General features: G+C 64.3%; 19 protein-coding genes and 1 tRNA gene. 9 read left to right on the forward strand and 11 right to left on the reverse strand.

The window, feature by feature from the left end:
- The first annotated feature begins 250 nt into the window (after nucleotides 1–250).
- Both NMQ09_RS15900 and NMQ09_RS15905 read left to right on the forward strand, forming a co-directional pair.
- Nucleotides 251–1174 carry a thiamine-phosphate synthase family protein gene (locus NMQ09_RS15900; protein ID WP_255191565.1) on the forward strand — a complete coding sequence of 308 codons (924 nt, stop codon included), beginning with the start codon at nucleotides 251–253 and terminating at the stop codon, nucleotides 1172–1174.
- A 151-nt stretch (nucleotides 1175–1325) separates the two neighbouring features.
- Complete coding sequence (locus NMQ09_RS15905) at nucleotides 1326–1823, forward strand: NUDIX hydrolase (RefSeq protein WP_255191566.1); 498 nt, start codon at nucleotides 1326–1328, stop codon at nucleotides 1821–1823.
- 288 nt (nucleotides 1824–2111) lie between these two features.
- On the opposite strand, the gene phoU is transcribed toward NMQ09_RS15905, so the two are convergent.
- The 5 genes from phoU to NMQ09_RS15930 form a co-directional block, all read right to left on the reverse strand.
- Entirely contained in the window at nucleotides 2112–2783 is a 672-nt protein-coding gene (phoU, locus tag NMQ09_RS15910; protein WP_255191567.1) for a phosphate signaling complex protein PhoU, read from the reverse strand.
- A gap of 680 nt (nucleotides 2784–3463) precedes the next feature.
- A complete protein-coding gene (gene pstB / locus NMQ09_RS15915) occupies nucleotides 3464–4321 on the reverse strand; it encodes a phosphate ABC transporter ATP-binding protein PstB (protein ID WP_255191568.1) in 858 nt (285 codons plus the stop codon).
- 277 nt (nucleotides 4322–4598) lie between these two features.
- On the reverse strand, nucleotides 4599–5501 hold the full coding sequence (pstA, locus tag NMQ09_RS15920) for a phosphate ABC transporter permease PstA (protein ID WP_255191569.1): 903 nt from the start codon (nucleotides 5499–5501) through the stop codon (nucleotides 4599–4601).
- Nucleotides 5498–6424: a phosphate ABC transporter permease subunit PstC gene (gene pstC / locus NMQ09_RS15925; protein WP_425607244.1), complete on the reverse strand. Its 927-nt coding sequence runs from the start codon at nucleotides 6422–6424 to the stop codon at nucleotides 5498–5500. The genes pstA and pstC overlap by 4 nt, the downstream gene beginning before the upstream one ends.
- Nucleotides 6421–7464, reverse strand: a complete 1044-nt coding sequence (locus NMQ09_RS15930; RefSeq protein ID WP_255191570.1) for a PstS family phosphate ABC transporter substrate-binding protein — start codon at nucleotides 7462–7464, stop codon at nucleotides 6421–6423. The genes pstC and NMQ09_RS15930 overlap by 4 nt, the downstream gene beginning before the upstream one ends.
- Before the next feature lie 208 nt (nucleotides 7465–7672).
- Between NMQ09_RS15930 and NMQ09_RS15935 the strand changes: the two genes are divergently transcribed.
- Nucleotides 7673–8668 carry a phosphate uptake regulator PhoU gene (locus tag NMQ09_RS15935; RefSeq protein ID WP_255191571.1) on the forward strand — a complete coding sequence of 332 codons (996 nt, stop codon included), beginning with the start codon at nucleotides 7673–7675 and terminating at the stop codon, nucleotides 8666–8668.
- 22 nt (nucleotides 8669–8690) lie between these two features.
- Entirely contained in the window at nucleotides 8691–9344 is a 654-nt protein-coding gene (locus NMQ09_RS15940) for an HAD family hydrolase (protein WP_255191572.1), read from the forward strand.
- 133 nt (nucleotides 9345–9477) lie between these two features.
- Here NMQ09_RS15940 and NMQ09_RS15945 read toward each other — a convergent pair whose 3' ends face one another.
- The 3 genes from NMQ09_RS15945 to NMQ09_RS15955 all read right to left on the reverse strand — a co-directional run bounded on the left by NMQ09_RS15945 (nucleotide 9478) and on the right by NMQ09_RS15955 (nucleotide 13121).
- Nucleotides 9478–9849 carry a 30S ribosomal protein S8e gene (locus NMQ09_RS15945; RefSeq protein WP_255191573.1) on the reverse strand — a complete coding sequence of 124 codons (372 nt, stop codon included), beginning with the start codon at nucleotides 9847–9849 and terminating at the stop codon, nucleotides 9478–9480.
- 79 nt (nucleotides 9850–9928) lie between these two features.
- Nucleotides 9929–10786 carry a thioesterase family protein gene (locus NMQ09_RS15950; RefSeq protein ID WP_255191574.1) on the reverse strand — a complete coding sequence of 286 codons (858 nt, stop codon included), beginning with the start codon at nucleotides 10784–10786 and terminating at the stop codon, nucleotides 9929–9931.
- Between the two features lie 76 nt (nucleotides 10787–10862).
- Nucleotides 10863–13121, reverse strand: coding sequence for an NADP-dependent malic enzyme (locus tag NMQ09_RS15955; protein ID WP_255191575.1), 2259 nt, complete (start codon nucleotides 13119–13121; stop codon nucleotides 10863–10865).
- Between the two features lie 149 nt (nucleotides 13122–13270).
- Between NMQ09_RS15955 and NMQ09_RS15960 the strand changes: the two genes are divergently transcribed.
- Entirely contained in the window at nucleotides 13271–13765 is a 495-nt protein-coding gene (locus NMQ09_RS15960) for a phosphopantetheine adenylyltransferase (protein ID WP_255191576.1), read from the forward strand.
- Nucleotides 13766–13917: 152 nt separating this feature from the next.
- On the opposite strand, the gene NMQ09_RS15965 is transcribed toward NMQ09_RS15960, so the two are convergent.
- Nucleotides 13918–14226: a transcription initiation factor IIB family protein gene (locus NMQ09_RS15965; RefSeq protein WP_255191577.1), complete on the reverse strand. Its 309-nt coding sequence runs from the start codon at nucleotides 14224–14226 to the stop codon at nucleotides 13918–13920.
- A 296-nt stretch (nucleotides 14227–14522) separates the two neighbouring features.
- On the opposite strand from NMQ09_RS15965, the gene NMQ09_RS15970 reads away from it, so the two are divergent.
- Both NMQ09_RS15970 and NMQ09_RS15975 read left to right on the forward strand, forming a co-directional pair.
- On the forward strand, nucleotides 14523–14696 hold the full coding sequence (locus NMQ09_RS15970) for a hypothetical protein (protein WP_255191578.1): 174 nt from the start codon (nucleotides 14523–14525) through the stop codon (nucleotides 14694–14696).
- A 46-nt stretch (nucleotides 14697–14742) separates the two neighbouring features.
- A tRNA-Leu gene (locus tag NMQ09_RS15975) sits at nucleotides 14743–14824 on the forward strand.
- A gap of 410 nt (nucleotides 14825–15234) precedes the next feature.
- Here the strand turns inward: NMQ09_RS15975 and NMQ09_RS15980 are convergent.
- A complete protein-coding gene (locus NMQ09_RS15980) occupies nucleotides 15235–15852 on the reverse strand; it encodes a YIP1 family protein (protein WP_255191579.1) in 618 nt (205 codons plus the stop codon).
- Between the two features lie 183 nt (nucleotides 15853–16035).
- Between NMQ09_RS15980 and dacZ the strand changes: the two genes are divergently transcribed.
- Together dacZ and NMQ09_RS15990 are read left to right on the forward strand one after the other, a co-directional pair.
- Nucleotides 16036–16854, forward strand: a complete 819-nt coding sequence (gene dacZ, locus NMQ09_RS15985; protein ID WP_255191580.1) for a diadenylate cyclase DacZ — start codon at nucleotides 16036–16038, stop codon at nucleotides 16852–16854.
- A gap of 1 nt (nucleotide 16855) precedes the next feature.
- On the forward strand, nucleotides 16856–17623 hold the full coding sequence (locus tag NMQ09_RS15990) for a mechanosensitive ion channel domain-containing protein (protein WP_255191581.1): 768 nt from the start codon (nucleotides 16856–16858) through the stop codon (nucleotides 17621–17623).
- On the opposite strand, the gene NMQ09_RS15995 is transcribed toward NMQ09_RS15990, so the two are convergent.
- Nucleotides 17620–18441: a nucleoside phosphorylase gene (locus NMQ09_RS15995; protein WP_255191582.1), complete on the reverse strand. Its 822-nt coding sequence runs from the start codon at nucleotides 18439–18441 to the stop codon at nucleotides 17620–17622. The genes NMQ09_RS15990 and NMQ09_RS15995 overlap by 4 nt on opposite strands.
- Between the last annotated feature and the right edge of the window lie 20 nt (nucleotides 18442–18461).

Below are 18461 nucleotides of genomic sequence, written 5' to 3' on the forward strand. Positions count from 1 at the left end.
CTGTCGTCTGCGAGACGACGACGCGACGTACCGCCAACTGACCGATCCCTGTGAGTGCCGGTGGCAAACGATTCTCACGAATCGTCAGTCAAGGGAGATGTAACTGTCTCCCGAACTCACTCATGCTCGATCACCGTTCGCGACCACTCGTGGCTGTGTGGTCGCCACTGCCAGACCTCGCCGGTCGTCTCCCACCGACCGCTTGCGTCCCTCGGACGGTTTTATCACAGTTCCAGGCCAACGGCGAGTCATGTCGTTAGTGTTGCCGAGTGAACTCGTCGTCGACCGATTCTTGCCGACGGTCAGAGCGATGCTCGCCACACGGCTGGCCGACCGAGAACTGACCCAACAGGAGATCGCGACCCACCTCGGGGTCACACAGGCAGCAGTCAGCAAGTACGTCGGTGGCGAGGCGACGGGCGACGACCGATTTCGAGCCGATCCGGATACCGTCGCGACCGTCGAACTGATCGCCGACGGACTCGCGGACGGTTCGATGGACGGCTACGACGCACTCGCGGAACTGCTCTCGTTGATCAGACGGCTCGAGGATCGTGGCCCGATCTGTGAACTCCACGAAGCCGAGATGCCAGCACTCGAGGGGCTCGGCTGTGATCTGTGCGTCCGAGGGATCGACACCGACGTGCAGGCCGAACGTGACGTCCTCGCAGACGTTCGGAAAGCCGCGCGCACGCTCGCGGCGACGGCCGATTTCGACGCGTACGTCCCGAACGTCGGAACCAACGTCGGCACGGCACTGCCAGACGCGGCGGACGTCACCGACGTCGCAGCGATCCCCGGGCGGATCTACGTGGTGGGCGGTCGCGTCGAGGTCCCGGCCAATCCCGAGTTCGGCGCCTCGAGGAACGTCTCGACCGCCGTGCTCGCCGCCTCGACGGTCGACCCCACCGTTCGCGGTGCCGTGAACGTCGCCACCGACGACAGTCTCCTCGAGGCCGCCCGACAACTCGGTTGCGAGCCACTCGAGTTCGACCCCGACTACGAGGATCGTGCCGCGCACCTCTGTGAGCGATTCGACGACGAGGGTCGCGTTCCACGGGTCATCTACCACCGTGGCGCGTTCGGTATCGAACCGATCACGTACGTCTTCGGAACGACGGCGCTCGAGGCGGTCGACTTCGTTCGGGCGCTCGTTCGAACCGCGTCGACGTGACCGTGATTTTCGAACGGAACGCGTTCCTCGAACGGGTGAGTATGCACCCCGAACGGAACGAAACGAACGGTTTACTGATGAAACCGATGGCCGCTCGGCGGGTCGACAGGCGACCCGTAGAAAGAAAGGAGTCGACCCAGCGAACGGACGCATGATCGAATCCGACGACATCGCTCCCGACGTCCCGCGCGTTCGACAGACGCTTGTGCTTCCAGCATCGACGCTGGCCTCGCTGCGGGGGTGGGCGATCGACGGGACTGGACTCGCTACGCTGGCCCGGGTTCGAGATCCAGACGGACGCATCGCACTCGTCCGAAACGACTGGACCGACGGCTGGTTCCTCCCCGGCGGCGCGGTCGAACCGGGTGAAACGCCGGCTGGGGCCGCTAGACGGGAGGTGCGTGAAGAAACGGGTCTCGAGGCAACCCTCGAGGGGCCGCTCGTCGCGCTCGAGCAGACCTACGTCTCCGAAACCGACGGCGACCCACAGTTCTCGGCACTGCAGGCCGTCTATTCGGCGACCGCTGACGGTGAGATTCCCGACGCGTCACAGCTGGGTGTGGCCGAGGGGGAGATTCAGGCGGCGCGGTGGTTCGAGACGATTCCCGGAAACCTCCACGATGGCGACCTGCTCCGGCCGTATCTCTGATCGACTCGCCTCCCTGTCCGGTTTCTTACCCCGCGATCGTGTGAGCTCACCTCCTCGAATTGATATCGCAATATACCATTTATTCTCAGCTGTGGTGCGACCGTCGGTTACGCTCGATAGAACGGCGACCTCGCTCGTGAACGGCGGCCCTGCCGTTGTACCCACGTTTCGCCCCGTCGGGGACCAGCTGAGAACCAACCCTGCGATTCGAGCGACGGAGCAGTGGCTCTCACGGCAAGGTTCGTCCGAGCACACGGTGAAAACCGTCGTTACACCGAACGACTCGAGTCAGTAGATGAGTTCGTCGTCGTTCTCGACCATATATAGCGTCCGGGCAGCGATGTTGACCGCGTGATCGCCGACGCGCTCTAGGTCACGGATCGTGAGCAACAGCCGGGAGACGTCCTGGAGGAGGATCTCGACTTCGGCGGGGGACTCGAGTTCGCGTTCGATGAGGTCGCGGACGACGATCTCGCTCGCGCGCTCGGCGAAGTGGTCGAGGTCGTCGTCACGCACGGCGAGTTCCCGGCAGGCGTCGACGTCGCCGGTGTCGTAGGCCTGCATCGCGTCGTCGACCATCTCGAGGGTGAGTTCACCCATCGCCTGGACGTCGACGTCCGGGAAGAGGTCGCGTTCGGACGCTTTCGTATAGTCGCCGAGGTTCACCGCGAGGTCGCCGATCCGCTCTAAGTCAGTGATGATCTTGAACGAGGAGGCGATAAAGCGCAGGTCGCTCGCGACCGGCTGCTGGAGCGCCAGCAGCCCGATACACTGTTGCTCTAAGTCGAGGTACATCCGGTTGACCTCGCCGTCGCCTTCGATCACCTCCTGGGCGAGCTCCTCGTCCTTGCGGTCGAGGGCGTCGAGCCCCATCCGAAGCCGCTCCATCACGACCTCGCTCATGTAACAGACGTCCTCGCGGAGCTCCGTGAGTTGTTCCTGGTACGATTTCCTGGCCATGAATGTGACACACTCCCCGGTGGTGATGTATGTTGCGCTCACCTCATTCACTGAAAACCACAGGTTCGGTCGTTCATCGTCGTTCCCGTGAGACAACCGTCCACTCGTGCGCGGTTCGCCGGGGAGTGGTCGACCGTCGATCCCGAACCGGCTCGGTAGTACGCACGCGCGGGCGAACCGGTTCGGTGACACGTCGTCCGACTCGCGGTCGCTTCGGTACGGGCCCGATCGGCGTCGAACTGGTGGTCTGCGTCCACAGACACCAGCGGAGTGTGCGGAGTTCGGGCTCGCGTCGAGGGCCACTCGTTCGTCCTCGGTCAGCCGACAGCGGCGACTAGCCACCCGATAAACCACATACCGTGATATAGAATTTCGTGAACGACGGTTCTCGGCCAGAACTCGAAGATCGCCGAGCGGACGTCTGAACGGATATAGTAACAACTGAAACGGGAGACACACTGCTCGCAGCGAAACAGCTCCCGCATCGAACGCGTCGGTACTCACCTCGAGCGCGTCGGAGCACGCCGTCGCGGCTTCCGCCCGGTTTTACAGACGAAGTTCGAGGCGGACTCGAGAACCGACGATCGAACCCGCAGGTACTCTCACAGCACTGATGGAAACAGGTACCAGACGTCGAACCGACGACCGATTGCTAGTGGTGGCCGGTTGGCCGAACCCGGTTAGCCGAACTTGCCGGTGATGTAGTCCTCGACGCGCTGACTCTCGGGGTTCTCGAAGATCTTCGCGGTATCGTCGAACTCCGCGAGGTAGCCGCCGGTGAGGAAGACGGCGGTCTTATCGGAGATGCGGGCGGCCTGTTGCATGTTGTGGGTGACGATGACGACCGTGTACTCCTCGGCGAGCTCTTCGACCAGATCCTCGATCTGGGAGGTCGCGACGGGGTCGAGCGCGGAGGCAGGCTCGTCCATGAGGATGACCTCGGGGTCGGTCGCGATCGCACGGGCGATACACAGCCGCTGTTGCTGGCCGCCGGAGAGTTCGAGTCCCGACTCGTCGAGTCGGTCTTCGACCTCGTCCAGCAAGGCGGCGCGCTCGAGTGCCGTTAGCACCTTCTCTTCGACGTCGTCGTCTTTCCCCTGGACGCGCAGGCCGTAGGCGACGTTGTCGAAGATGCTCTTGGGGAAGGGGTTGGGCTTCTGGAAGACCATGCCGATCTTTCGGCGGAGGGCGACGGGATCGACGTCGTCGTCGTAGATGTTCTTCCCGTGGAAGTAGAGGTCACCCTCGACGCGGGCGACGTCGATGAGGTCGTTCATCCGGTTGATCGACCGGAGGAAGGTCGACTTACCACAGCCCGACGGGCCGATGAGCGCCGTCACCTGCGTTTCGGGGATATCCATGTCGATCCCCTGAAGCGCCTGGTCGTCGCCGTAAAACACCTTGAGGTCGCGCGACTCGATGACCGCCTCGTCGACGCGAGGGGAGCCAGCGGTGTAGTCTCTGTCGGTCGTCTCCTCACCGATCGAACCCGACTGGGCCCGCGGAACGGTCTCGGATCCACCTCCATCAGCGGTCATGCAGTTACTGGAGACAGGGCGCTACGGAAGTTACCTGTTGCGAAACGGTACCGCCACGAGGACGCGTCACGTCGCCCGTCGAACGTCTCGTCTGCCATCGAGTGAACGAACCGGGCTCTCGAGTAAATAGGCTACTATGACATCTATATACTGCTATTGAGTATTCGGTGGGTCTCACTCTTCGGCAGGTCTCACTCGAGTGGCGTACTGGTGGCTGCGAAGACCGGCCGTTCGTCCGGTAAGACCTGAACGAGGGTGTGAAAATTCGTGGCGGCGATCAGCTTCGCGGATCGTACCGGTTGCGGATGAGGACTGCCGTCGCGTTCATCAGCAACAGGATGGTGAGCAGGACGACGATCCCAGCGGCGGCGATGTGCTGGAACTCGGCCTCGGGCAGGGTGGCCCACTTGAAGATCGTCATCGGCATCGCGCTGAACGGGCTGGTGAGGCCGTCGGGGGCGACGAACAGCGACGTCGACGCGCCGACCATCAGGATCGGCGCCGTCTCGCCGATCGCCCGGGAGAGCGAGAGGATCGTCCCCGTCATGATGCCGGGCAGCGCCCGCGGAAGGACGACGTCACGGGTGACCTGCCACTGCGTCGCGCCGACGCCGTAGGCCGCCTGCCGCTGGGAGTCGGGCACTGCACGCAGGGCCTCCTGAGTCGAGACGATGACGATAGGGAGGATGAGTAGCGTGAGCGTGAGCGCACCGGCGATGAGACTCGAGCCCAGCTGCATCGCGCGGACGAAGATCGCCAGCCCGAGCAGCCCGTAGACGATCGAGGGGACCCCGGCGAGGTTGGCGATGTTCGCCTCGATGAACGACTTCAGTCGACTCTCGGGGGCGTACTCCTCTAAGTAGACCGCCGCACCGACGCCGAGGAAGATCGTGAACACGGCTGTCAGCGCGATGAGAAAGATCGAGCCGACGATGGCAGGGTAGATGCCGGCTCCTCGCCCGTCAGGCAGGAAGTTCTCGACGGCCTGTGACGGCGGGTACGTGAGGAACTCCCAGGTGACCCAGCCCCAGGACTCGTAGATGACGTCGGCGAGCAGGGCGACGAGGGCGACGATGCCGACGAGCGTCGAGGCGAAGCAGACGGCGACAAAGGCGCGACCGATCGTGCGCTTGCGTTCGATGTCGCCCCTCGACTCGGCGAAGGGATTCTCGGTGCTCATTGGTACTCCTCCCGGTAGCGCGATTTGATCCACATACTGAACAGGTTCATCGCGAGGGTCATGGCGAACAGCGTCAGGCCGACGGCGAACAGGCTCTGGTAGCCGATCGAGCCCACCGAGACGTCACTGATGCCGATCTGGACCATGTACGCGGTCATCGTCTGCATCGACTCGAGCGGGTTCGCCGTGATCTGTGGGGTCATCCCGACGGCGAGCGTGACGGCCATCGTCTCCCCGATGGCCCGCGAGAGCGCGAGGATGTAGGAGGCGATCACGCCCGACAGCGAGGCGGGGACGACGACGTTCGTCGACACCTCGAACTTCGTCGCGCCGAGGCCGTAGGCAGCGTTTCTGAGGTCGTCGGGCACCGAGGACATGGCGTCCTCGCTCAGGCTCGAGACCATCGGGATGATCATGATCCCGACGACGATCGCGCCGGCGGCCGCGTTGAACGTCCCCGTTTCGGGGAAGAACTGCTGGATGATCGGCGTGATAAACGACAGCGCGAAGAAGCCGTAGACGATCGTCGGAATCCCGGCGAGGACCTCGAGCGTGGGCTTGATGACCTTCCGGATCTCCGGGTCGGCGTACTCCGAGAGGTAGATCGCCGTGGCCGTCCCGACGGGGATCGCGATGAGCGCCGATCCGAGCGTGATCACCAGCGTCCCCCACACGAGCGGCAACACGCCGTAACTCTGGGGACGGATGACCGGCGACCACTCGGTTCCCGTGAGGTACTCGACGATCGAGACGTGCTGGAAGAACTCGACCGATCCCGCGACCAGGACGCCGATAATGGCGAGCGTCGTGAGGATCGTCACGAGTGCACACGAGAGGAACACGTATCGAACGATGGAATCCGTTCGGTCTGCGACTCCGCCGTTTCCGCGAGCGATGTCGACAGTTCGGTCGGTGCCGCTCACGCGACCACCCCCGCGATGGCGTTCTCGAGTTTCTCGTGCTCCGCGTCGACGGTCTCGTCGGGGATCGCGTAGTAGCCGACCCGGCGAGCACCCCACTGCGTCCAGGTCAGCGTCTCGCCAGGTTCGACGATGTCGGCCTCGGCCGCCACGTCGTCGATCTCCTGGAAGAAAAAGCGGGCGAACGCCCGCCCCTCCTCGCGTTCGAACAGGTCGGTGCGAAAGTACGTAAAGAGCGGTCGCGTCAGCGGCGTGTACTCACCGGATTCGATCGTCTCGCGCGTCGGTTCGACGCAGCCGTCGCCGTCGTCGACGGCGATGAGTTTGAGGTCTTCCTCGTTCTCGTAGTAGTAGCCGGCACCCCCGAACCCGATCGTGTGCGGGCCGCCGCGGACGCCACGGACGATCACGTTCGTGTCAGCGCTCGCGGAGTAGTCCGAACGGATGTCGCCGATCTCGCCGTTGATCGCCTCGGTGAAGTAGTCGAACGTCCCCGAGGCCGGATCGCGACCGTAAAGTTCGATCTCCTCGTCGGGGAAGTCCGGGTCGTCCGGGCGAACGTCGCTCCAGGTCTCGACGTCGGATCCCGACTGCCAGATTCGGCTCAGTTCTTCGACGGTGAGACAGTCACACCAGTCGTTCTCCGGACTGACGAAGACCGCGAGGCCGTCGAGCGCCGTCTCGAGTTCGAGGTACTCGACGTCGTTAGTCTCGCAAAGTCGGCGCTCGTCTTCGAGGATCGTTCGGCTCGCGTTCTGGGCGTGCGTCTCACCCGCACAGAATCGCTGGAATCCCGCGCCCGTCCCCGAGCCGTTGACGGGGATGTCGACGCGGTTGTTCCGCCACATGAACTCCTCAGAAACGATGGCACCGTGGGGGAGGACGGTGTTGCTTCCGTCCATCCGGATCTCCCCCGACAACCCGCTATCCTCACCTCGTGTAATACACCCTGCCAGTCCCACCAGGGTCGCTCCTGCGGTACCGAGCAGAACGCGCCGACGGGAGATCCCCCCGGCGTGCCCCGGTGTCGGCTCGTTTCCCATCGGTAACCTATTGACGATACCGTCTCTAAATACCCTACTATGTTTTCTATATAGTAGTATGTTCGACAACCGTTGTCTGGGTGGATGGGCGTCGTCTTTTTCGTTCTCCGACACCAGTATATCGTGTGTTACTGCGGAGTACTCCCGTTTTCCAATCGTCTCTATAGATTGTAGTGGATTTATATTCCCTCGTTCAAAACTACGGTGCATGGAGACGCGCAAGGTCCAGGTGACCGGTGGTTCGACGTACACCGTCTCGCTCCCGAAGACGTGGGCGACCGACAACGACGTCAGCGCCGGCACGACCGTCGAGTTCTACCCCGAGGACGACGCCCTGCTGTTGACCCCACAGAGCGAAATCGAACGGGAACGGGGAACCCTCGACGTCTCGAGCCTCGAGGACGAACGCCTCGTCCGGGCTGTGATGACGATGTACGTCAGCGGCTTCGACATCATCTCCCTCGAGGCGGGCCGGATCACGACGGCGCAGCGACGGGCGATCAGGGACGCCACCCAGAACCTCGTCGGCGTCGAGGTGCTCGAGGAGACGACCGACAAGGTCGTCATTCAGGACTTACTGGATTCCTCGGAGCTCTCGATCGTCAACGCCGTCACGCGGATGCGTCTCATCGCCACCTCGATGCTCGAGGACGCGCTCGTCTCGCTGATCGAGAACGACGACGACGTCGCCCGCGACGTCATCGAGCGCGACGACGACGTCGACCGCCTCTGGCTCGTCGTCTCGCGAATTTTCCGGGCGACGCTGCGTTCGCCCCGGGCAGCAGAGGAGCTCGGCGTCTCCCGGGAAGACTGCTTCGACTACCACTCGAGCGCCCGCCAGCTCGAGCGCGTCGCCGACCACGCCGTCAAGATCAGCAAGCTCGCGCTGAAACTCGAGGAGATCCCCGACGACGTTGCGGTAGCGCTCGAGGAGCTCCACGACGACGCTGCCGACATCCTCGAGAAGTCGATGGACGCACTGTTCGCCGAGGAGACCGACGAGGCGAACCGCCTGGCCCACGACGCGATCGAGTCGGTGATCGACGTCGACGAGCACACCCGGACGATCGACGACATGCTCAGGGAGCTCGACCCCGTCCAGGCACAGTCGCTCGGGCTGATCGTCGACTCGCTCTCCCGCAGCGCCGACTACGGCGGCAACATCGCCGAGAACGCCCTCCAGAAGGCCGCCCCACGGCCGTGACCGTCGGCGATCGTCACCGCCGATGACGCCACCGCTTCTCTTCGACATGGACGGCGTTCTCCTCGAGGGTCGAGGCACTGACCCGTCGGTCTACGACCGGGCTGCCGACGCCGCACTCGAGGAACTGGGCGTCGACGCGCCGGTGGACGCGAGGCGGCTGCTTCGCACCTACGAGTACGCGGACGTCGAGACGGGCTGTACGATGCTCGAGCTCGATCCCAAGGAGTTCTGGCGGCTGAAAGAAGCCCACGCCTCACAGATTACTCACGCTCGTCTCTTATCGGGCGAGCGAAGAACGTACGACGACCTCGAGGTGGTCCGGACTCTCGGAGCCGACGTAACGCTCGCGCTCGTCACCAACAACCGTCACGCGACCGCCGAGTTCGTCGCATTGCACTTCGAACTCCCGTTCGACGCCGTCCGCGGCCGCGACCCGACGCCCGAGGGATTTCGCCGCCGGAAACCACGGCCCGACTATCTCCTCGAGACGATGGACGCCCTCGGGGTCGCCGACGGGATCTACGTCGGCGACCGCGAGACGGACGTGATCGCCGCCCGGAAGGCGGGGCTCGAGCCCGCGTATCTCCGTCGTCCACACAACCACGATGCGCCGTTGCCGGACGGGGCAGCGTACGAACTCGAGTCGCTCGCGGCGCTCCCGACGACGCTGCGGTGATCGGGGTCGGACCCAGCTGGATCGAGGAGAGAGACGACTCGGGGTTCAAATCGGTCGGTAGAGTACCTGTTTCACCGAGACCGAGAGCGCGTCGGCTCACCGATTCGCGTTCGAAGACAGAAAACGGGGCCGCTCACTCGAGGGAGACGGCGTTGACCTGTCCGGTCTGGCCGGGGCGGGAGGTGACGCGCGCCTCGCCCTCGTCGGTATCGATGACCGCGCCCTTGGTGATGATGTTCCGGCGGACGTAGTTGGGGTTGGCGTCGTTCTCGACGACGTCGGTGATCGTCGTCGTCACCGTCTCGCCATCGACGCTGACGTTCGCGACGTCCGTCGCGAGCGCGCGAACCTTCTGACCGTTGCCGCGGACGCCGACCGTCCGGAAGCGGGGCTCGCCGACCTGCGTCTCGGCGGGGAGCCGTCCGAGTTCGGATTTCTTGCGGTTTCGGAAGTGCTTGAGTCGACCGCCCGTTCGCTTTCGCGTGGAGCGTCCCTGGTCTTGCATACCCGGAACCAGTCCCGGCGAATACTTGAATGCAACCTTTTGCGTCAGCGACGGCTCGCGCCGTCGGTGTCGGCGCCCGTCACGCGTCGAACGGTTCCAGGTGTGCCCCGTCGAACGCGATCGGCTCGCCAGCCCGGTCGAAACAGCCGTACTCGGTGACGCCCTCGATGGCGAGCCTGCCGTCGCACGTGAACGTGTGGCCGACCCGGACCGTCTCCTCGTCCACCGCGAGGACGTCGCCCTCGACGGCGAGCGTCGACCCGAGCGGGACCGGCGAGCGGAATTCCCAGTGCCAGTCGCCCATGCGGAACGGCTGTTTTTCGCCGCTCGTCGCCGCCAGACTCGAGCCACGCTCCTCGAGAAACTCCTCGAGGGCGATCGTCGCGAAGCGAGGATACTCCTCGAAGTAGGCCCACGAGACGCCCTCGGTGTGGGGGCTGCGGATCGGAACCGTTGATGAGATGGTCGCCAGGACGTCACTGGCGTCGTCGGCGTCGTCGTCAGGGAGTTTCGCCGGACCGACCGCGGGAGCCCGGTCGACCAGCACGTCGGCGACGTTCCGGCGAACCCGTTCGGGGAGCGCCACCGCCGCCCCGTTCTCGTCGACGGTCACGTGGGTGATTCGCGCGGCCCAGAGCGGTTCCCCCGTCCCGTCTCTCATCTCGTAGCACAACTCGAGGCTCGACTCGCCGACGGCCACCGGGTCGACCTCGACGGTGACGACGTCTTCGAGCGCGGGGTAGCGATGGACGGTGGTGTCGACGGCAACCGGTGCGTGGGGAATCTTCCCCTCGGCGATGAGGTCGGGAAAGCCGTAGCCGAACGTGGCGACGACGTACTCGAGCGCGCGGATCTGCCAGTCGAAGATCGTCGAACTGTGAGCGAGCGGACCGGCGAGTTCGCCGAAGCGGACCGGCCGCGCGTCGATCGTGCGCATGACGACTCCCTGTCGCGCCACGGAAAATAGCGTTCAGACGGCGGCAACCCGTGCGCGGTCGACGCCCGGGTCCCGGCTACTCCGTCTGCTGGGCGTCGACGACCGCGACGGCGGCCAGGTTCACGATGTCTTTGACCTCGTCGCCGCGCTGGAGGACGTGGACGGGCTTGTCCATGCCGACGAGCATCGGCCCGATCGCTTCCGCACCGCCCAGCCGCTGGAGCAGTTTGTAGGCGATGTTGCCCGCCTCGAGGTTCGGGAAGACGAGCACGTTCGCGGGTTCCTCGAGGTCGGCAAAGTCGTAGGTGTCGGTGAGAATCTCCTCGACGACGGCGGTGTCGGCCTGCATCTCGCCATCGACCGGGAAGTCGACCTCGTCGTCGCCTTTGAGCAGACTGGCGGCGTTCCGGACTTTCCGCGTCCCCTCGTTTTCGACGCTGCCGAAGTTCGAGTACGAGAGCAATGCGGCGCGCGGTTCGACGTTGAACCGGCGGGCGAGCCGTGCAGTCTGTTTGGTCACTTCCGCGAGCACCTCCTCGTCGGGGTCCTGGTTGACCGTCGCGTCGGCGACGAAGATGACGCGGTTCTTGAACGTGAGCAGGTAGACGCCGGCGGCGTAATTCGCGTCGGGTTCGGTCCCGATGAGCTGGAGCGGTGGCCGCAACGCCGAGGGGTAGTGGTGGGTCAGTCCGGTCAGGAGCGCGTCGGCGTCCCCCTGCTCGACCATCACGCTGCCGAAGTAGTTGGTGTCACGCCGGACGAGTTCTGTCGCCTCAGAGCGGGTGATTCCCTTTCGCTGGCGCAGCTCGTACAGCCGGTCGGCGTACTCTTCGTAGTCACCCGCGGTGGGATCGGCCACCGTGGGTGTAAAGTCGAGCCCGAGGTTCGCTGCGGTCTGCTTGATTTCGGACTCGTCGCCGATGAGGATCGGCAGGGCGATGCCCTGCTCCTGGAGCTGGTAGGCCGCTCGGATCATCTTCTCGTCGTCGCCCTCCGCGAGCGCGACGCGCTTTGGATCGGTCTTGGCCTTGTTCAGGACCACGCGCATCATCTCGCGGGACTTGCCGAGACGGGCCTCGAGTTGCTCTCTGTACGCCTCGACGTCGATCTCGATGCGTGCCGCGCCCGACTCGATCGCCGCCTTCGCGACGGCCGGTGCGACCTGGAACAGCACCCGGGGGTCGACCGGTTTGGGAATAATGTAGTCGGGGCCGAACTGGATCGGGTGGTCGCCGTAGGCCTTGACGACCGCGTCGGGGACGTCCTGGCGGGCGAGGTCTGCGAGCGCCTCCGCCGCGGCGACTTTCATCGCCTCGTTGATCTCCGTCGCACGCACGTCGAGTGCCCCCCTGAAGATGAACGGGAAGCCGAGCACGTTGTTCACCTGGTTCGGGTAGTCAGAGCGGCCGGTGGCCATGATGACGTCGTCGTCCCGGGCCTCCTTGGCCTCGTGGTAGCCGATCTCTGGGTCGGGGTTCGCCATCGCGAAGATGATGGGGTTGTCGGCCATCGACGCGACCTGCTCCTGGCTCACGATCCCGCCGATCGAGAGGCCGACGAAGACGTCGGCGCCGGCCATCGCATCGGAGAGACTCCCTTCGGGGACGTCACGGGCGAACTCCCGTTTGTACTCGTTGACGTCACCGGCCTCCGCGCGGGCTTTCGTAATGATCCCCGAGGAGTCACACATCGTGATGTTCTCCCTGCGCGCTCCCAGCGAGACGTAAAAGCGCGCCGTCGCCAGCGCGCTCGCTCCCGCTCCAGAGAAGACGATCTCGAGGTCCTCGAGTTCCTTGCCGGCGACGTCGGCAGCGTTGAGCAACGCGGCGCCGCTGATGATCGCGGTGCCGTGCTGGTCGTCGTGGAACACCGGAATCTCCATCTCCTCGCGCAGGCGCTCCTCGACGGTGAAACACTCGGGTGCCTTGATGTCCTCTAAGTTGATCCCCCCGAACGTCGGCTCCATCATCTTCACCGCCTCGACGAGTTTGTCCGGATCGGCCTCGTCGAGCTCGACGTCGAAGACGTCGATGTCGGCAAAGCGCTTGAACAGGACGCCCTTTCCCTCCATGACGGGTTTCGACGCCTGGGCACCGATATCTCCGAGGCCGAGCACCGCCGATCCGTTCGAGACGACCCCCACGAGGTTTCCCTTCGCGGTATAGGTGTAGGCGCCCGTCTCGTCCTCGTGGATCTCCATGCACGGCGCAGCGACGCCCGGGGAGTACGCGAGCGAGAGGTCGCGCTGCGTGTTCGTCGGCTTCGTCGTCGAAATCTCGAGCTTTCCTGGTGGATCGATGCGATGGTATTCCAGCGCATCCTCGTCGAGTCCCATAAATAAGCTCACTGTCGGCGGCTATTAAAAACGATGCGAAAGGGACAGTCGACGATTGTCGAACCCCGTTCACGTGCGTGCCGAGGGTTCCGGAGCACTCGTTCGCCCGATTCGACCGTTTTATACGCACCGCACCAGTGGGGTGGGGTATGGACGTCGCGCTTGGTGGGACGTTCGACCCCGTTCACGACGGCCACCGGAGACTGTTCGAACGGGCGTTCGAACTCGGGGACGTGACCGTCGGACTGACGAGCGACGAACTCGCACCGAAGACCCGTCACGTCGATCGATACGTCAGACCGTACGACGAACGAGCGCGTGACCTCGAGGCCGAACTCGAAACGTTCGCCGACGGACGCGACCGGTCGTTCGAGATCAGAACGCTCACCGAACCAACGGGGATCGCGACCGAACCGGAGTTCGACTACCTGATCGTCTCACCGGAGACCGTCGACGGTGGCAAGCGAATCAACGAGCTCCGCCGCGAACGGGGATACGATCCGCTCGAGATCGTCGTCGTCCCACACGTTCGCGCCGAGGACGACGACATTATCTCGAGCACCCGTATCGTACAGGGGGAGATCGACGAACACGGGAATCTTACCCCCGAACGCGACGGCCGCGGGGCCGACCAGCCGAGATAGCGTCGTCGATTGGGGTTACCCGGCACGCGCTGGTTCGTGGGTACCGCTTCCAGAACCGTTCACCGAGTTTCTCGACGTAGCGTGAGCTTATGCCCCGGAAGTAGCGAACTTCGCGGTAGAAGTAGCCTGTTACGCCTGTCGAACGCGACGAACTACCACCGTGGTGGTTCGAGGCCGGCAGCCGCCAGGAGTTCTTTCCACCGTTTCTGGATCGACAGCCGGGACACGCCGGTGGCGTCAGCGACTTCGCCCTGTGTGCGACCGTCGCCGGCGACGAGCGATCCAGCATAGACGCTGGCCGCGAGAACGGCCTGCTTCGACCGATCGGCGTCGGGGACGTTGGCCAGAAAGAGATCGAGTGCACACGATCGGGCCTCAGTCGAGAGCTCGAGCCGATCGGCGACCTGCTCGAGTTCCTCGAGCCAGCCCTCGTGTTCGACGCGGTCGCGGGCGCTGTACATACAGCCGTGTAGTCGGCCGTGAATCATATACTCTCGGGGAGCCACTCGTTCGTCCCGATCGTTTCGGGATCGCTCGAGTCGACTCACTGGCGGGTGGAATTCGGGTCGAAAACACTGTTCTGACAACGATCAGCTACGCCCGGTAACAGTTCGGACGCCCAGCCACACCGAAAATCTATGAACGACTAGTTGAACCGGCCGTTCGTCGCCGATTTCACTAGGAGACGATTACTAATAGCTCGAGCCGACCAAGCTTGCGTCGACGCCAACCGCCGGATGGCCCCGGTGTCACCTCGATGAACGAACCAACCTGCAAACTCGTCTGTACTGGATGCGGACTCGAGATGCCGTACCGAGATCGATCTCTGGCCGAACAGGCGGCGGAGCTCCACCAGCTGCGTGACCCCGAGCACGTGACGTTTATCGTGCCGCCGGACTGGTCGCCGGAGGAGCCGGTGACCCACGAATGAGGCGGACCGACAACTTCTTATCCGGCTCGCGGGAACCCGAAACTGCGCGCGGGTAGCCAAGTGGTAACGGCGCAGCGCTTAGGACGCTGTCTCGTAGGAGTCCGCAGGTTCGAATCCTGTCCCGCGCATGCTTCTCCGAGCAACTTCGCGAGGAGAAGCATCACGACGAAGGATTCGAACCCTGCAAGTCACAGCGCTCGAGTGAAACGAGAGCGACCGTCTTGCTACGGTTCGAATCCTGTCCCGCGCATACCGTCTCGAACGAACGTGAGAGACGTGTCTGCGCGACGGCGGGATTCGAATCAGGGAGGTCGCAGCCCGGGAAGCGACCGAAGGGAGCGACCCGGAACGTCCGACCGTGGTTCGAATCCTGTCCCGCGCATGCTTCTCCGAGCACCTTCGCAAGGAGAAGCATCACGACGAGTGCTTCAAATTCTGCAAGTCACAGCGCTCGAGTGTGTCGAGCCGCTCGCTCGCCGACGGAGCGACGGACGATCGACGTGGGCCACTCGAGGACTCGGACTCGCGCACTCGGAGGCTATATGAGCGCGAGAAGGAACGAACCCACGCCGATCAGGAGTGCCGGAAAGAGCGTTTCGGACACGGAGACGTTGTGCGTCGCTGCAATCCCTCTCGCGAGCATACAGAGACTCCAGCCGGTAACCAACAGGAGGATGGCAAGGGAAACCGGGTGGAACGTCGCGCTCTCGATGGCCTCGAGTTCGGCTGCGAGCTGGGCCGTGTCCGAACCGTCGAGGTGCAGCTGCGAGAGCTGGTACCAGGTGAATCCCAGGGTAGCAGGTGCCGTGATGAGCTCCGGGGCGTACGCCCAGCCGGCCACACCGAGGGCGTCGCGGAAGCTGCCGTCAGTCGACGACCCGCCGATGAACCCGTGCATCATCGCTGCGACGATGAGCCACGCCAGCCCGTAGAGCAAGAGCCCGACAGGGAGGACTCCGACGAGCATGTTCGTCAGTTCGCCCTGGAGCCCCTTCGGTGGGTTTTCGATCCGACTGAAGAGGAGGTGGACGAGTACGAAGAGCAGCAAGATATCGACGGCGACGTGGAGGACGAACACGAGCAACCCCGTCGGGAACGGATCGTCCCGGTCGGCGAAGTATTCGTGGGGGTTCAGGAGGGGCGTTCTGGGCGACATATCTATATACTATCCTGAACGAATTGTATATATCTATCTACACGAACCGTGATCGTATCTCACTGCCAGCCACGTCGACGACACACCGCGGGATTGTTTCGCCGCGTCGCCGACGAGCGGATCGACAGACGCGCGTCAGACAGTCCACAACGCTTATTCGAGCGGGAACGGGTTGTAGTAGCAATGGCCGGATTAGACGACGCGTTCGGAGACCTCTTCTCGGGCGTCGACGGGGTGCTTCTCTTCTCGCCCAGCGGTTCGTACTACGAGCGGTTCGAGTCGCTCGAGGACGAGGAGTGTCCGGTGATCGTCGTGGGAACGGAGAACGCCGTCGGGGCCGACGTCTTCGTCGAGTTGCCGATCGAGTTCGACGACGTCACCGACCGGATCCGGTTCGGCCTCGAGGGCTGTCTCGACGCCGACCTCGTCGACGATGGGGACGAGCTGGCGTGTGCAACGAGCGTCTTCGGCGACGGCATCGACACCGTATCGCGCGTGCGCGTGGATTCCGACACGCAGACTGGCATCTACGACCTGTTTACGCGCTCGCGTGCGGACACGGGCGTCGTCAAGGCCGTCCTCGAGCTGGCGATCGAGCTCGGCAAGAAAGGGCAGAAGGGAAAGCCGGTGGGGGCGCTGTTCATCGTCGGCGACGCGGGGAAAGTGATGAACAAGTCCCGGCCGCTGTCGTACAACCCGTTCGAGAAGTCTCACGTGCACGTCGGTGATCCGATCGTGAACGTCATGTTGAAGGAGTTCTCCCGGCTCGACGGCGCGTTCGTCATCTCGGATTCGGGGAAGATCGTCTCGGCGTACCGCTACCTCGAGCCCTCCGCGGAGGGGGTCGACATTCCGAAGGGGCTCGGCGCGCGCCACATGGCCGGCGGCGCGATCACCCGGGATACGAACGCGATCGCCATCGTGCTTTCAGAGAGCGACGGGATGGTCCGGGCGTTCAAGGGTGGAGAGATCATCCTGGAGGTCGACCCGGAGGAGTACTGACATGGAGACGTGGCAGACGCTGATCGACGAACCAGCGGTCATCGCGCTGGCGGTCCTGGCGCTGGGGTTCGTCGTCGGCTACCTCGTCGGTCGGCTCAACGAACAGCTGCTGAGTGCCGCGGGCGTACCGGAGGCCGTCGAAGGGACGCCGTTCGAGCGAACCGCCCAGTCGCTCGGCACCTCGACCGTCGAGATCGTCGCCCGGTTGAGTTCGTGGTTCATCTACGGCATCGCGATCATCACGGCGATCCACATCGCACAGCTGCTCGAGACGGACGTGTTCTGGGAGCGGATCATCGGGTTCGTCCCGCAGGTGTTCATCGCGGTGCTCGTGCTCATCGTCGGCTTCGTCGTCGCCGACAAGGCCGAACTCTACGTCAGCGAGTACCTCCGCGGGGTGAAACTCCCCGAAGTGTCGATCATCCCGAAGGTCGTCAAGTACTCGGTGCTGTACGTGACCTTCCTCATCGCCTTGGACCAAGTCCACGTCCAGGTGATCGCGCTGTACATCCTGCTGATCGTCTACGTTGCGGGCCTCGTCATCGTCGGCGCCTACGCGTTCAAGGACTTCGTCGTCTCGAGCGCCGTCGGCATCTACCTGCTGCTCGAGCAACCGTACGGCATCGGCGATCGAGTGGAGATCGGCGATCGTCGAGGGATCGTCCAGGAGGTCGACCTCTTCGTGACGAAAGTGGAGTCCGACTCGGAAGAGTACATCATTCCGAATCGGCAGGTGTTCGACGAGGGGATCGTCCGGATCCGAGATTAGGGGATCGAGAGCCCCGCGTGCCACCGGTCGACGCCGGCCTCGCGTTTCACCTCGTCCATCTTCGCGAGGAGGGAAACGGCGAGCGAGGCGGTCTCGGCGGCTCGAGTCTCGCCCTCGGTGCGGAACTCGCCGCCGCTCCGGTCGGCGTAGACGGTGCAGACGGCGCCCGCCCGGAGCCCGTAGAGGTTCGCGAGCGTGAGGATGGCGCTGGCTTCCATCTCGATGTTCGCGACGTTCGCTTCACGGAGTTCCTCGACCAGCCCCTCGGAGTCGGCGGCCCGGAAGCCGTCGAAGCCGGGCCGGCCCTGGCCGGCGTAAAAGGAGTCGGCGCTCATCGTGATCCCGGTGTGGTAGTCATAATCCAGCCGTTCGGCGGCCGCGACGAGCGCACAGACTACCTCGTGGTCGGCGCTGGCGGGGTAGTCCGGGCGCACGTACTCGTCGCTCGTCCCCTCCTGACGGACGGCGCCGGTGGTGATGACGAGGTCGCCGACGCGCATCTCGGGCTGGATCGCTCCACAGGAACCGACCCGGATGAACGTGTCGGCGCCGACGCGACAGAGTTCCTCGACGGCGATGGCGGCCGAGGGGCTGCCGATGCCCGTCGAGGTGACCGAGATCGGCGTCCCCTCGTACGTTCCGGTCGCCGTCCGATACTCGCGGTGGTGCGCCCGGTGGTCGTACTCGTCCCAGCAGGCGACGATCTTCTCGACTCGTTCGGGGTTGCCCGGCAGGAGGACGGCCTCCGCGACGTCGCCGGGACCGATCTCTAGGTGATACTGTACGTCGGCGTTCGGATCTTCGCTATCGCCGGTCATTCGGTGGCGAGGTTAGATCC

Origin of the sequence: Natronobeatus ordinarius, from assembly GCF_024362485.1 — an archaeon.
Taxonomy (GTDB): domain Archaea; phylum Halobacteriota; class Halobacteria; order Halobacteriales; family Natrialbaceae; genus Natronobeatus; species Natronobeatus ordinarius.